The sequence below is a fragment of the Burkholderia sp. 3C genome (assembly GCF_054589155.1).
The window spans coordinates 4,107-17,923 of the sequence record NZ_BAAILN010000009.1; the positions used below are offsets into that span (position 1 = coordinate 4,107).

At 59.8% G+C, this 13,817-nt stretch carries 13 protein-coding genes; 4 read left to right on the plus strand and 9 right to left on the minus strand.

Annotated elements, in window-relative coordinates:
• A partial coding sequence (locus ACYP33_RS00520; RefSeq protein WP_459618969.1) for an MFS transporter occupies positions 1-567 on the minus strand: 567 nt, incomplete at its 3' end.
• Positions 568-685: 118 nt separating this feature from the next.
• Here ACYP33_RS00520 and ACYP33_RS00525 point away from each other — a divergent pair.
• From ACYP33_RS00525 to gcvA, 4 genes are all read left to right on the plus strand, one after another.
• Positions 686-1,699 carry a LysR family transcriptional regulator gene (locus tag ACYP33_RS00525; protein ID WP_459618971.1) on the plus strand — a complete coding sequence of 338 codons (1,014 nt, stop codon included), beginning with the start codon at positions 686-688 and terminating at the stop codon, positions 1,697-1,699.
• 11 nt (positions 1,700-1,710) lie between these two features.
• Complete coding sequence (locus tag ACYP33_RS00530; RefSeq protein WP_459619038.1) at positions 1,711-2,454, plus strand: TrmB family transcriptional regulator; 744 nt, start codon at positions 1,711-1,713, stop codon at positions 2,452-2,454.
• 518 nt (positions 2,455-2,972) lie between these two features.
• On the plus strand, positions 2,973-3,875 hold the full coding sequence (locus ACYP33_RS00535; RefSeq protein WP_459618973.1) for an alpha/beta fold hydrolase: 903 nt from the start codon (positions 2,973-2,975) through the stop codon (positions 3,873-3,875).
• Positions 3,876-4,003: 128 nt separating this feature from the next.
• A complete protein-coding gene (gcvA, locus tag ACYP33_RS00540) occupies positions 4,004-4,918 on the plus strand; it encodes a transcriptional regulator GcvA (RefSeq protein WP_459618975.1) in 915 nt (304 codons plus the stop codon).
• A gap of 69 nt (positions 4,919-4,987) precedes the next feature.
• Here gcvA and ACYP33_RS00545 read toward each other — a convergent pair whose 3' ends face one another.
• From ACYP33_RS00545 to ACYP33_RS00580, 8 genes are all read right to left on the minus strand, one after another.
• Positions 4,988-6,442: an NAD-dependent succinate-semialdehyde dehydrogenase gene (locus ACYP33_RS00545; RefSeq protein ID WP_459618977.1), complete on the minus strand. Its 1,455-nt coding sequence runs from the start codon at positions 6,440-6,442 to the stop codon at positions 4,988-4,990.
• 95 nt (positions 6,443-6,537) lie between these two features.
• Positions 6,538-7,698: an iron-containing alcohol dehydrogenase gene (locus ACYP33_RS00550; RefSeq protein WP_459618979.1), complete on the minus strand. Its 1,161-nt coding sequence runs from the start codon at positions 7,696-7,698 to the stop codon at positions 6,538-6,540.
• Between the two features lie 15 nt (positions 7,699-7,713).
• Positions 7,714-8,376 (minus strand): ATP-binding cassette domain-containing protein, encoded by a 663-nt coding sequence (locus ACYP33_RS00555; RefSeq protein WP_459618981.1) that lies wholly within the window; start codon positions 8,374-8,376, stop codon positions 7,714-7,716.
• The gene (locus ACYP33_RS00560) at positions 8,373-9,149 is read right to left on the minus strand and encodes an ABC transporter ATP-binding protein (protein ID WP_459618983.1); all 777 of its coding nucleotides are present in this window, start codon (positions 9,147-9,149) and stop codon (positions 8,373-8,375) included. Before ACYP33_RS00560 ends, ACYP33_RS00555 begins: the two co-directional genes overlap by 4 nt.
• Positions 9,146-10,105, minus strand: a complete 960-nt coding sequence (locus ACYP33_RS00565) for a branched-chain amino acid ABC transporter permease (RefSeq protein WP_459618985.1) — start codon at positions 10,103-10,105, stop codon at positions 9,146-9,148. The genes ACYP33_RS00560 and ACYP33_RS00565 overlap by 4 nt, the downstream gene beginning before the upstream one ends.
• A gap of 1 nt (position 10,106) precedes the next feature.
• Positions 10,107-11,009 carry a branched-chain amino acid ABC transporter permease gene (locus ACYP33_RS00570; RefSeq protein WP_459618987.1) on the minus strand — a complete coding sequence of 301 codons (903 nt, stop codon included), beginning with the start codon at positions 11,007-11,009 and terminating at the stop codon, positions 10,107-10,109.
• Positions 11,010-11,074: 65 nt separating this feature from the next.
• Entirely contained in the window at positions 11,075-12,388 is a 1,314-nt protein-coding gene (locus ACYP33_RS00575) for an ABC transporter substrate-binding protein (RefSeq protein WP_459618989.1), read from the minus strand.
• Positions 12,389-12,418: 30 nt separating this feature from the next.
• On the minus strand, positions 12,419-13,783 hold the full coding sequence (locus ACYP33_RS00580; RefSeq protein WP_459618991.1) for an ABC transporter substrate-binding protein: 1,365 nt from the start codon (positions 13,781-13,783) through the stop codon (positions 12,419-12,421).
• Positions 13,784-13,817 lie beyond the last annotated feature (34 nt).

A 13,817-nucleotide genomic window follows, 5' to 3' on the forward strand; every position in this document is an offset into this window, starting at 1 on the left:
CTCGCTCAACCACATCGACAACAGCGCGGCGATGAACGTGCCGATCAGGAACGCGGCGGCGGCCGTGCCCGTGATGACGCTCGCGGCGAGCGCGCGGCGCGCTCTCGGTGCGCTCTCGACGATGTAGATGCCCGCGCTCGACCACTCGCCGCCCACCATCATCCCTTGCAGGAAGCGCAGCACCACCAGCAAGGTCGGCGCGGCCAGGCCGAGCGTGGCATAGCCGGGAAGCAGCCCGATCAGCGTGGTCGACACGCCCATCCCGAACACGGTCGCGATCAATACCGCGCGGCGCCCGAGGCGATCGCCGATCGGCCCCAGCACCAGCGCCCCGAGCGGCCGCGAGATGAACCCCACCGCGAACACCGCCAGCGCGGAGAGCAGCGAGATGCCGGGCGCGCTCGACGGAAAGAAGGTCTTGCCGATGATCGACGCGAAATAGCCGTAGATCGCGAAGTCGAACCATTCCATGAAATTGCCGATACCCACGGCAAGCGAGCGTTTGCGCAAGTCGACGCGCTCGTTGGCGCCCGCCTCCTCATGCATCGCGATAGCAGTGTTCGTCATACGATTCCCCTCTGTTCATCCCCGTTCCAGCCCCGATAGATTTGATGCACGCGGTGTTGCATAACGTGCCGGCGTCAGTGTTAAATGAGCGCTTGATTTAATCAAACGATTGATAAAAATGAGCGTGATTAACGTGGCTAATATCAGCCGCCTGGACCTGAACCTGCTGGTGGTGTTTCAGTGCGTGATGAGCGAGCGCAGCGTGACGCGCGCGGCCGAGATCCTGAATCTGACGCAGGGCGCGGTCAGTTCGTCGCTGCGGCGGCTGCGCGAGAATTTCGGCGACGAGTTGTTCGTGCGCGGCGAGGGTGGCATGCTCCCGACCCGGCGGGCCCTCGAACTGGCGCCCAAGGTGACCGAAGCCTTGGCCGCGATCGCGGTGATGATCGACGGCAAGTCGCCGTTCGCGGCGGAAACCTCGGCTCGCGTGTTCAATATCGCGCTGTCCGACGATATCGAAAGCTGCGTCTCGCCGATGCTCGTCAACGAAGGGGCCGCGCGCAATCTGTCGATCAGCCTCGCGTTCCTGCAAACCAACAGCACGCTGTGGAAATCGGCGCTGGCCGACGACGCGGTGGATCTGGCGCTGGTGTCCGAGCCGAAGGCGCTCAGTTCGCACTACTCATCGCAGATCCTGTTCTCGTCGTCATACTCGTGCCTGTACGACGGCCCGCGGCTTCACATCAAGAGCCCGATCACGCGCGATGAGTATCTGGCGCATCCTCACGTGCGCGTGTCGCGCGACGGCCGGCGCGGCTTCGTCGACGACCTGCTGGAAAGCGAGGGCATTCCGCGCCGCGTCAGCGCGTCGTTTACGCACTTCTCGGGCGCGCTGGCCTCGCTCGTATATTGCGACGCGATCGCCACGCTGCCCACCTTCGCCGCGCACGCCTATGCGCGCATCGCGCGGCTTACCGTCAGCCCCGTCCCCATCACCACGCCGGCATTTCGGGTGTTCATGGTGTGGAAGGCGTCGCGCAACGACGATCCTCAGAACGCGTGGCTGCGACGCTTCATTCTCGACACGACCCGAGAGTTGCAATACGAAGGCACGCGCACGGCGGCAGTGGCCGGCGCTCACACACAGACACGCAAGAAATCGGCAACCGGGTTACCAGGAGCAAAAGCATGAATCTTGTGGAGATGTTGCAGTTGGCGGGCATTGACGGGCACAAAGCCGACTTCTATCTCGCCTCGCTCGAGCTTGGTGAAGCCACGGTTGCCGCGATCGCCCAAAAGGCCGGCATCGGCCGCACGAATGCCTACGAGGTGATGGATCGCCTGCTCGCCACGGGGCTTGTTGCCACCGTTCAGAAAGGCGCGCGCAGTTACGTGATTCCTCAGGATCCGATCATGTTGCTACGGCGCGTAGAGGCGCAACGGCAAGCCGTGCAGGAAATGCTGCCGCAATTGCGCGCGATGCATAACTCGGCGGGAGGCAAGCCCAAGGTACGGTATTTCACCGGCATCGAAGGCATCAAGGCGGTGCTCGATGAAATGCTCGATTGCCGCTCGCGCGAATTGCGCGCGATCATGTCGAACAGCGAATTGTTCCGGATGCCCGGCTACGAAACGATCGCGAGTGTCGTGGCCAAGCGCGTGAAATCGGGTGTTTCATTGCGCGTGATCCGCTGCGGGCCGGCCGATATGCGCGACTTGTGGCGCAGTTCGAAACGCGAGCGCCGCGAGTTGCGCTTCGCGCCCGCTGCGTTCGACGCCGGCGTGACGACTTACCTGTACGACGACACGGTGGCCTTCATTTCATCGAAGGCCGAGCATTACGCCTTGTCGATTCAAAGCGCCGAAATGACGGCGTTTCAGACCAGCCTGTTCGAAGTGCTTTGGGAAGCCAGCACGCCGGATGGGGACGCCAGTCCGGCCGACTGACCCGCCCCGACATCCATTCATTTCGCATTCCTTCCTACGCAGAGCCGCAGCGCGAGCGATGACCAGCCCCTGCAGATCGGTGGATATCCGTGTAGATTGACCAGGATCTGCGGCGGTCAGCTCAACTCGAGCCGGGGCCTGTGATCACCCATGGCGCCTTCGACTGAGCACGGAAGAACCCTGACCAGCGCGTGTTTCGTGTCGAGAACTTTGATCAACTGGCGTCCAGAATTTTCCAGTACATCCATGCCGTGCGCTTCATTGACGCCATCGGAACCACGAGGCCTCCACCGAGCAACGCCGTCGGATTTCATCAGGCCCGCACGAGAGCAAGTGGACGTGTCGACCACACGAAGCAAACTATCGCGAATAGTTTTTCTTCTCGGGTGAAAAAGATTTACTAGTTTGCCGAGGACATTGACCACGGCGACAGTTGCCCTTGCACGTCGCGTCACTGATTCCCGCGATGGGAAGGTCGACGTCAGGTTTGAAGCAACCTTACTTCTGAAGAGAAAGCCATGTTCGATGGGTTTAAAAGTGCGACTACATTCGTTGACAACACCGAGATCCATGCAATTATTGGCGGGGACGGACCGCCGTTGCTGTTGCTGCACGGCCATCCGCAAACGCACGTCATATGGCACAAAATCACGCCATTTCTTGCCCGGCACTTCACCGTTGTTGCTGCAGACCTGAGAGGATACGGCGACAGCGGCAAGCCGGTTGGTTCGGAGGATCACGCGACCTATTCCAAGCGGCGCATGGCGCTGGACCAAGTCGGCCTCATGCGTGCACTCGGCTTCGAATCCTTCATGGTTATCGGGCACGACCGTGGCGGTCGTGTGGCCGCACGAATGGCGATCGACCATCCGGACGTCGTGACCCGGCTCGTAACGCTTGACATCGCACCGACCCTCTCGATGTATGAACAAACATCCTTCGAGTTTGCGCGCGCATATTGGCATTGGTTCATGCTTGTGCGACCAGCACCCTTTCCGGAAACGCTCATCCGTGCCGATCCAAAACTCTTTCTAGATCAAAGCATGTGTAGTGGCAGCGCCGGCCGGACGCCATTCACGGATGAAGCCTACGCGGAATATCTTCGCTGCATCTCGAATCCTCAAACGGCTCACGGCATGTGTGAAGACTACCGAGCGAGTATATCCATTGATCTTGATCACGATCGCGACGCGTTGCAGCAAGGAAAGCAAATACGATGCGCGTTTCTCGCATTGTGGGGCGAAAACAATGTAATCCATCATCACTTCGACGCGTTGAATGAATGGCGAAAATTCGCACCGCATGTCGAGGGCGGCCCTCTACCATGCGGACATTTCATCCCGGAAGAAATTCCGGACCTTCTCCTGGAGCGCATGCTTCCATTTCTCTTGGAAAACTGCGACACCACCGCATCCAAATGACCAGCAGATGCATTTGAATTGAGTTTTTCAGCATCAGTTCGAGATTGGTAGAGCGCTAGGCCGGAGTTGATAAAATAAGGTATTATTATCAATCTGGTTTATGCACTCAAATCCTCTCTTACCGAAAAATGCGGGCACCGAACAACCTGAACGCGTTGCGTGCCTTTGAGGCAGTAGCTCGCCATCTCAGCTATCAAACCGCAGCCGTGGAGCTCAACGTGACCCCGGCGGCTGTTGGTCAATTAATCAGAGGGCTCGAGAGCCACCTAGAGGTCGAGCTATTTCACCGCTCGACCTCTGGTCCGTCCAGATTGACGCTAACGGATGCGGCGCGAACTGCGTTATCCGATCTGCAGAGTGGCTTTGATCTATTGTCTACAGCAGTAGAAAGATTGAGGGCGAGCAAGTCCCGCATTATCTTCACGATAACGATACCGCCAGCGTTCGCAGATAAGTGGTTGACTTTGCGGGTCGATTCCTTTCAAAAGCAACATCCTTATTACGACCTTCGCATAGATAGCAGCAGGCGTCTCGTCGATTTCACGGCGGACCGAATTGACGTCGGTATTCGATATGGTGCGGGAACGTGGACAGACATGGTCTCCACATTCTTGCTCCGAGATGAATTTTTCCCGGTCTGCAGCCCAGCCCTACTCGATGGCAAGCATCGCTTAAAATCCCCAACTGATTTAAAACATCATCGCCTCATTCATGATATTTCAATGAGTGATTTTGGAGCATTCCCTACCTGGCGCTCGTGGCTTCAGAAATTTGGCGGTGCCGAGGCTGTCGATTGCGACCGCGGACTACAGTTCAACGATTCCGCCTTGGCTATTCAAACGGCAATCTCGGGAAATGGCGTCGCACTTGGAAGAAGTTCTCTGGTCGAACGAGATCTTGCCGATGGCCGACTCGTTCAACCATTTCCGGAAGTCGAAACCTGCGAACTAGCCTATTACCTTGTTTATCGAAAAGAACGCGAAACTTCAGCGCCGGTAGTCGCATTCAAGGAATGGCTACTCAATCAAGTTGGGACTCGATGAAGCAAGCCGAAATCAAGTCCCATCACTAAGCCGGGGTCGCGAATCGCATCAAGCGCCCCGGCGTCATGTTCAATTACCGCCGAGACAGAGATACTTGATCTCGAGGTATTCGTCGATGCCGTATTTCGAACCTTCTCGACCAGTACCCGATTCCTTCATGCCGCCGAACGGCGCGACTTCGGTTGAAATCAAGCCCTCGTTGGCGCCGACGATGCCGTACTCCAGCGCTTCCGTCACGCGCCAGACACGGTGGATGTCCTTGGTATAAAAATACGCGGCCAATCCGAAAGGCGTATCGTTGGCGAGCGCAACCGCCTCTTCCTCGGTCTGGAAGCGGAAGATCGTGGCGACCGGGCCGAAGATCTCTTCACTGGAAATGTCCATCGACGCGGTCACGTCAGTCAGGATGGTCGGCATGTAGAAGGTGCGGCCTTTCTCGTGTCGCGATCCGCCCAGCGCCACCTTTGCACCACTCTCCACGGCCGCTGCAACAAGACGTTCGACCTTGGCGACCGCCGCTTCGTTGATCAGAGGCCCAATTTCCACACCGGGAACGAGGCCGTTGTCGACTGCCATCGCCGCCGTAACCTCGGCGAGTCGGGTCACGAACTTATCGTAAATACCGCTTTGAACCAGGAAGCGATTGGCGCATACGCACGTCTGACCGGCGTTGCGATACTTCGATGCGATGGCCCCCTTCACTGCGGCTTCGACATCCGCATCGTCGAACACAATGAACGGTGCATTGCCGCCCAGTTCCAACGAGACGCGCTTGACCGTTCCGGCGGATTGCGCCATCAGCTTCTTGCCCACCGCCGTGGAGCCCGTGAACGAAATCTTGCGCACGATCGGGCTGCTGGTCAGCACTTCGCCCACGACCGCCGGGCGAGCCGTCGTGACGATGTTCAGGACGCCTGCAGGAATACCGGCCCGGATGCCCAGTTCGGCGATTGCCAAGGCAGACAGCGGCGTCGCCTCGGCAGGCTTCACCACCGACGTGCAACCGGCCGCCAACGCCGGACCGACTTTGCGAGTAATCATCGCAATCGGGAAATTCCAGGGCGTGATGGCCGCCGTGACACCGACCGGCTGTTTGATCACGATGATGCGCTTGTCGGCGCTCGGAGCCGGGATGACATCGCCATACACGCGCTTGGCTTCTTCGGCGAACCACTCCACGAACGCGGCGCCGTACCGCACCTCTCCACGCGCTTCGGCCAACGGCTTTCCTTGCTCGAGCGTCATGATCAAGGCGAGATCATCCTCGTTTTCCAGCATGAGGTCGTACCAACGGCGGAGAATGACGGAACGCTCCTTTGCCGTCTTGGCGCGCCACGCAGGCAAGGCCTGGTTGGCCGCGTCGATTGCCGCGCGCGTTTCTGCCTCGCCCATATCCGGCACCGTCGTGATCAGTTCGCCGGTTGCGGGGTTACGAACCTCGTGCGTTGCGCCACTGTGCGCGCCCATCCAGAGACCGTTGATGATGCCGTGCGAGCGCAACAGTGTTTCGTCTTTGAGTTTCATGATCGTCCTTTGAGAGATTGCGACTCGGGAGGCACTCCCGAGCAAAGCAGTAATGAGTCCGTGTACATCTCGTCCATCCGACGCCGAGCCAGCGCTCATTGCCGGAAGGCGGCCTCGTAGATTGAAATTGCGTCGCTGATGGTGACTTCCCGAGGGTTATTCATCAAAAGTCGTTGCACATTCATGGCATCTGCCGCGAGCGCCGGAATGTCATGCTCGGCCACACCCGCTCGCGAGAGGTTCTGCGTGATCGGCATGGCGGCAACCTGGTCCTTCAGCGCATCGATCAATGCACGGGCGCTCGTGTCATCGTCCGCTCCGGCCAGCTCGGGGAGAATGACTCTGCCGAGTTCCGCATAAAGCGTTTGCGCGTGGGGCAAATTGAACTCCATGACCGGAATCAGAACCAGCGAGTTGCAGAGTCCATGAGGCAGGTGATAACGGGCGCCCAGAGGGTATGCGAGCGCGTGAACGGCGCCCACCGGCGCATTCGCGAACGCCATGCCGGCCAGCAAGGACCCGACCAGCATGGCTTCACGTGCAGCGAGATTGCTTCCGTCCTCGACGACCGTCGGAAGATTGGCGTATAGCAGCCTCAGAGCTTGAATCGCCAGGGCATCCGAGATCGGGTTCTTTTTAATCTTGCTCGTGTATGCCTCGATTGCGTGGACCATCGCGTCGACACCCGTCATGGCCGTCACTGCCGCGGGAAGACCGGTGGTCAGCGTGCTGTCGAGCACGGCAATATCGGGATACAGATACGGCGATACCACGCCCTTCTTTTCGAGCGACGGCGTGGTCACGACAGAAATCGGCGTGACCTCCGACCCCGTTCCTGCAGTCGTTGGCACCTGAATGAGCGGCAGGCGCGGGCCTCGCGCATTGCCGATGCCATAGACTTCAGTCAGCGTTTGTTCGGCACGCGCGAGCAGCGCGACCAGCTTGGCGGTGTCCAGTGAGCTTCCCCCACCGAAGCCAATCACGCCGTCGATCTGGCTCGCCTGAGCGTGGCCGATCGCAGCGACAATGCTTGCCTCGGGTGGGTCTGCCAGCACGTCCGAAAACACGGTTACCGTCAGGCCGTCTTTCTCGAGTGCGGATATCGCCCCCTCGACTAGCCCGGCCTTGAGCACGCCCGAGTCGGTAACGAGAAACACCCGTTTCATTCCCAGTTGCTTTGCGAGTGATCCGAGACGCAAAGACGCGCCTGCTTCGCAAACAATCTTGGGTGCGGTTTCGAAGAGAAAATCCGACATATCGTTCCTGGTAAGTTAGCGGTCCTCGTCGGATCGAACGACACCGCGTTCGATCCGAAAGACCACATCGACGAGATCGGACGAATGCGTGTCGTCCGACTCCGAGAGAATGATCGAGAGCCCTTGCGCCCGCAGTTGCGCGATTACTTCCGTCAGTCGCCGCGAAAGCACGGGCGCCACGCCTTCGAACGGCTCATCGAGAAGAATGAGGTTGGTTCCGGCCATCAGCGCGCGCCCCAGCGCAACGAGCTTCTGCTGTCCGCCAGAGAGTTGCAGGGCGCGGCGCTTGCGGTATTCCGCGATTTCGGGCATTAGCTCGTAGGTCCATTCCAGACGCTTCTGCGCGTCGGGGATGTTCGTGGCCCACGCCGGCATGAGGATGTTTTCCTCGACTGTCAGGCTCGGGATCAGCCTCCGGTCTTCCGGCAGATAGCTGATGCCCAAGCGAGCCAGCCGGTACGGGGGCACCTTCGCAAGGTCTTGGCCATCGGCATGGAAACGGGCCGCTTTGGACGGCAGCAGACCCATGATCGCCCTCATCAGGGTCGTCTTGCCCGCGCCATTGCGCCCGATGAGCCCGGCCATCTTGCCCTTCGGAACCGACATGGACACATCACGAAGAATCGGAATCCTATCTATCGATACGTTTAGCGACTGAATATCCAAAGCGAGGCTCATGTGGCTTTCCCCAGAGAGGCGATGTCGAGATGGTGGCCGATGACGAGCTCCTGGACCTTGGCATTGGCCAACACGTCCATGGGAGGGCCGTCCGCGATGATTTCACCGCTGTAGAACGCAAGAATCCGAGTCACGTATCGCGCAACGATTTCCATGTCGTGCTCAACGAACAGGACGGTCACGCCGTGCTTGCGCACTGCGCTCATGACGGTGTCCATGAGCGGAAATTTCTCTTCCACGCTCACACCGCTGGTCGGCTCGTCGAGGAGAAGCATTCTCGGATTGCTGATCAGGGCCATGGCGATATCGATGAGTTTTCGCGCCCCTTGCGGAACCGTTCTCACCACCGCACCGGCGTAGTCGCTCACCCCAAACTCCTCCAGCACCTCCATTGCCCTGGCCCGGCGGCGCTCGGTGGAGAAGCGCGCCAGCACCGAGTTTCTGGAAGCTTCGCTCGCGACCAACGCAGCAACCACGTTGTCGAGCACTGTGAATTGGGGAAATAATTGTGCGACCTGAAACGAGCGTGCCATCCCCAGCCGGGTGATCGCACGAGGCGCGCGTCCAACCACCGACATTCCGTCCAAAAGAATGTCGCCCGAAGTCGGAAGCAGATAGCCCGTCACCATGTTGATAAACGTAGTCTTGCCGGCACCGTTCGATCCGATGACGCCGACTACCTCACCCTTGCCGATGCGCACGTCCAGGCTCTTGGCGGCGAATACCGCACCGAAGCTCTTGGTGAGGCTGCGGGTTTCCAGAACTGCATTCATGCCTTCGCCCCCTTGGAGAATTTGCTGCCGAGGCTCCAGAGCCCCTTCGGGAGAAACAACACGAGGATGAGCAGCACGATGCCAAGCGTCATCTGCCAGGTATGGGGTGCCTCCTGGATCGCATAAGTACGGATCGTCGAGAACACCAGCGCACCGAGGAACGGTGCCGCAACATGGCCCGTGCCGCCGAGAATCGCGATAAACACGAACTCGCCGGAGGTTGTCCAGAACGCCATATCCGGATCGACGTGTCCGGTCGCAAGCGCGGTGAGCCCGCCACCGAGCGCAGAAATCCCCGCCGCGACGACATAGTTGATGAAGATGATGCGTCGCGGCGACACGCCGAGATAATCGACGCGTACTTCGGATTCACGCACGGCTTCGGTCAGGCCGCCGACTGCCGACACGATGAAGCGGTGGCACGCAAGCGCCCCGATCAAGCCGAGCAGCACGGCCAGCAGATAGTTGGCCAGCGCTTGCTCGTCGCCTTGAGGTGCCCATCCGAAATAGCTGACGGGCGGAACATTGAAGCCGTCCGTCGAGCCAAGCAGCGACGACTTCACCAGCACGCCGTAGAGAATCATGGAAAGCGACAGCGTGAGCATTGCGAAGAAGATGTCCCGGTAGCGCGACAGCAACAGCCCACACACGAGCGCCACGACCACCGCACAGACCACGCCGATCAGAAGCAGCACGAACGCATCGTGCACGCCCAGCATCTGCGCGCCCATGCCCGCACCGTATCCGCCGATCGCATAGCACAATGCCTGGCCGAACGAGACCAGACCGGCGCGCATCTGAAGCACGACGCCAAGGACCACGAGTGCCTTTGCCAAGGAAATGGTCAACAGGAACATCAGCCAGCCGGGCACGACCCAAGCCAGGGCGACGAGAATGACAGCAGTGACGAGAATCAAGCGCTCGGTCGTCGCATAACGTTGGAGATAGGTTTTCATGTCAGATCTTGCGAACGAGGTCCTGCCCGAAAAGCCCGCGCGGTCGAAGCGCGAGCACCAGGAACATCACGCCATAGATGACGAAAAGTTCGAACTCTGGAGCGAGGTGAACTGCGATTGAACGCGACATGCCGACCAGAATGGCGCCGACCGCCGCCCCTCCGATGCTTCCAAGCCCACCGACCACCACGACCGCAAACGCCAGCACGATCACCTCGACGCCAATGCCCGGTGTGACCGATATCGATGGAGCGGTCAGCGCGCCTGCCAGCGCGCCGAGAATGGCACCGACGACGAAGGTGGCCGCAAACATGAAATTGACGTTCACGCCCATGGCGACGGCGATCTCACGGTCATGGATCACGGCTTTCAGGAGGCGGCCCCGCTTGGTCCGGTTCAAGGCGAACCAGGCGATGACACCGATCACGATGGACACAAGGATCAGCGCAAAATCATAGTTCGCAAAACGCAGGCCTTCGGCTGGCTCGGATTGACCGAGCAGCCGATAAGGCTGGAACGCGAAGTACGCGTCCACACCCCAGATCAGCTTGATGACGTCTTCGAAAATCAACAACAGCGCATAGGTCACGATGACCATCAGAATCTCGTCTTTACCGCGCAGAAACCGCAGCAGCGTCTGCTCGATCAACAGACCACACACCGTTCCGGCAACCAGCGCACATCCGAAGAGAATCAGATAGCTGACGTAGGGCGCGTTTTGGTCACCGGAAAAGTACGCCGTGATCGCAGAGGCAGCCGAATACGCGCCGATGGCATAGAAACTCCCATGCGCCATGTTGAGCACTCGCATGACGCCGTAGATGATGGTCATCCCGGCCGCGACCATGAATAGCCAAGAGGCATAGATGGCGCCGTCGATCAGGATCGCTAAGAAATTAGACATGCTTGTCCTCGAAGCAAGGCGTTAGCCTTGCTTGCGTCCAAAATAAACAGATTGTTCAGGTCAGATCAGCTGCACTTGGCGCCAGGGAAACCTGCCTTGATCCAAGCGGCCGAGGGGGTACCGTCGGGCGGCATCAAACATTCACCAGAGTAGGATTTGACCTTCACGACGGTCGCTTTCTTCGTTTTCTGGTCGAAGCTGTATTCGCCATAAGCAACGCCTTGAACGGCCTGATGGCCCTTGGCGCGCGACATCTTCACCGTTCCGCTCGGCGCTTCGAATGTCAGGCCGGCGAAATTCTTCACCAGCTGGTTCGCATCCGGGAAGCCCGGCTTGCCGGCCTTTTCAGCCGCCGCCTTGAGGCCGAGAATGGCCTGAGCCATCTTGTACGCCGGATACGTCGGCGCTTCCTTGAATTGAGCGATATACGCGGCCCGGAACCAATCATTCAGCGGATTCTTCGGCGCGAAGACACCGAACGGGCCGCGCCCTCCCACGATCACCCCATTCGGGATCTGGCCTTTGAAGCGGTCGACGCCTGTATCGCCGCAGGTCAGAAGCACCGAACGCTTGTCCAACAGCCCGCGCGCCGATGCCTGCAGCATCATGGCTTCCATGTCGCCGCCCCAGAGGCTCGAATGAATCAGATCCGGGTTCGCGACCGACATCGCTGAGACTTCGGCGCCGTACTGGCCCTGGCCCAGCTTCGGCCATTGCTCGGAGACGACCTTCGTAGCCGGCATCAACTGCTTGATCGCCAGACTGAAATCGTTCCAGGAATCCTGGCCGAACGCATAGTTTTGCTGGATGCTGCCGATCGTCTTGATGTTGGGTCGGGTCTCGGCGATATAACGCGCGGCCGCGATGTTATCGACTACCGAGTCGAGCCCCGTGCGGAACAGGAAGTTCGGATTACTCACGGTTTCATACACTTTCGACGTGCCGCAGTCGAACAGAACCGTCGGCGTTTTCATCTCCTCGGCGAGTGGCCCGACCGACAGGCAGTCGCCCGACGAGATATAGCCCACCACGGCGTTCACTTTTTGCCGCTGGACCAGGTTGCGGTACTCCTCCGCTTGCTTGGTCGCGCCGCCGGCCTCGTCGATCGTCACCGTCTCGACCTGAACGCCATTGATCCCCTTGGTCGCATAGGGAGCGGGGATCTTGCCATCGTTGATCGAATCGACGATCAGCTTGGCTGCATTGGCGGCGGGAACGCCGAACGGCCCGGCAGCGGCGCCCGACAGAAACGTCACCACTCCGATCTTGTATTTGTCGTTCGTCTGCGCCACGGCGCTGCCCGAAAGGCAGCTCAGTGCAAACGTCACGCCCGTGAACACCGCGGTCGCGCGTCCGGCTTTTGAAGAAAAAAACGGCATTGCTGTGTCTCCATTCTGATTGGAAGTCAACTACTGGTTATGAAGCTGCTGATTCTGGTGCTGCCGGCGCCGCTCAATGAGTTCGTGTGGCGGAGCAAGCTCGCTGGCGGAATACGTGACCCAGTGTCCCAACATGACCTTCGCGGGCGGGTAGGCGGTATCGGGAACGACTTCGCCGACTGCGGCCGCCTGGGCGATCTGATGCGTCTCGGGATCAATGTAGGACACTGAGTTCGGCGGGTCTTTCGGAAGCGGGAGGTGCATCCCTTCGAGCGCGTGGATCAAGGTGTCGGTATCGGCGGCCTTCCCGCTTCGGGCGAGCGCGTAGCCGATGGCCTTGATGCCGGCATACGCCCCTTCCGCGGCGTAAGTCGGGTAGCGCCCCTCCAGCCGATGGAAATCGTTCACGAACTTCCGGTTGGCCGGCGTATCGGGCCAGTTGACGTGATGCCGGGAAGACAGGACGAGATGCTCGGGGGTGGATTCGCCGAGCGCGACGAGCACGTCGTAGTTTCCGCCGCTATCGAAATTCGCCAGCCAGCTCTGCTCCAGCAGCCCCGCGCTCATGGCTTGCTGCAGGAATGCGAGGAAGTCGCCGCCCCACAGGACCGTCACGACGACATCCGCGCCGGTCTTGCGAATCGCCGAAATGTAGTTCGTGTAATCGGGCTCGTAGAGCTTGGGCCAGAAGTAGCCCACCATTTCATACTGCACGCCCAGCGCGTGCAGGTTGTCTTCGAGATCCTGAGACGCGACATGCCCGAGTTCGTAATCGGGGCCGACGAACGCAATGCGCTTCCATCCGGTCTTCTTCTTGAGTGCGGCCAGATAGCGCGCGCCTGCCGCCATGGAAGAGTACGTGTCGTTCGACACGCGAAAGTAGTATCGATTGCTTTCCTCGATGGTCAACCGCGAGGACGCGTGATCCGTGCCGACCATGATGATCTTGTGCTGCGCCGCCACGCGACTGATGACACGCGCCAAACTGGAACTCACCACGCCGCACAGGAAGCGCACCTTGTCTTGCTCGATATACCCCTCGGCAATACGTGTCGCGATGGACGTCAGCGAATGATCGTCGTCGACCAGCACGCGCAGCCGCGGCCGTACATTCGCCGGCAGTTCGGTATCCAGGTCGGCCAGCGCCAGCTTCATGCCGGCGATGCTGTCCTTGCCGAAGACGGCAGCTCGCCCGCTCAAGGGATACAGACAACCGACGCTCGCGTCGGCGCTCGCTTCGGCGGCACCCAGTTCGACGCGGGCGTGAGCGTGCTCGGCAACCAGAAGCAACGCAATGAGCATCGCCAGTAACGCGGCTCGGGCGGCCTGCCGGCGAGCGGCCGCTGCCATGAGCGAGCGCGAATCCGCCGCGCCCGTGCTGATGAGAGAATCCATGTTGTCTCCGTCGGTGCCGATCTCTTATTGACCA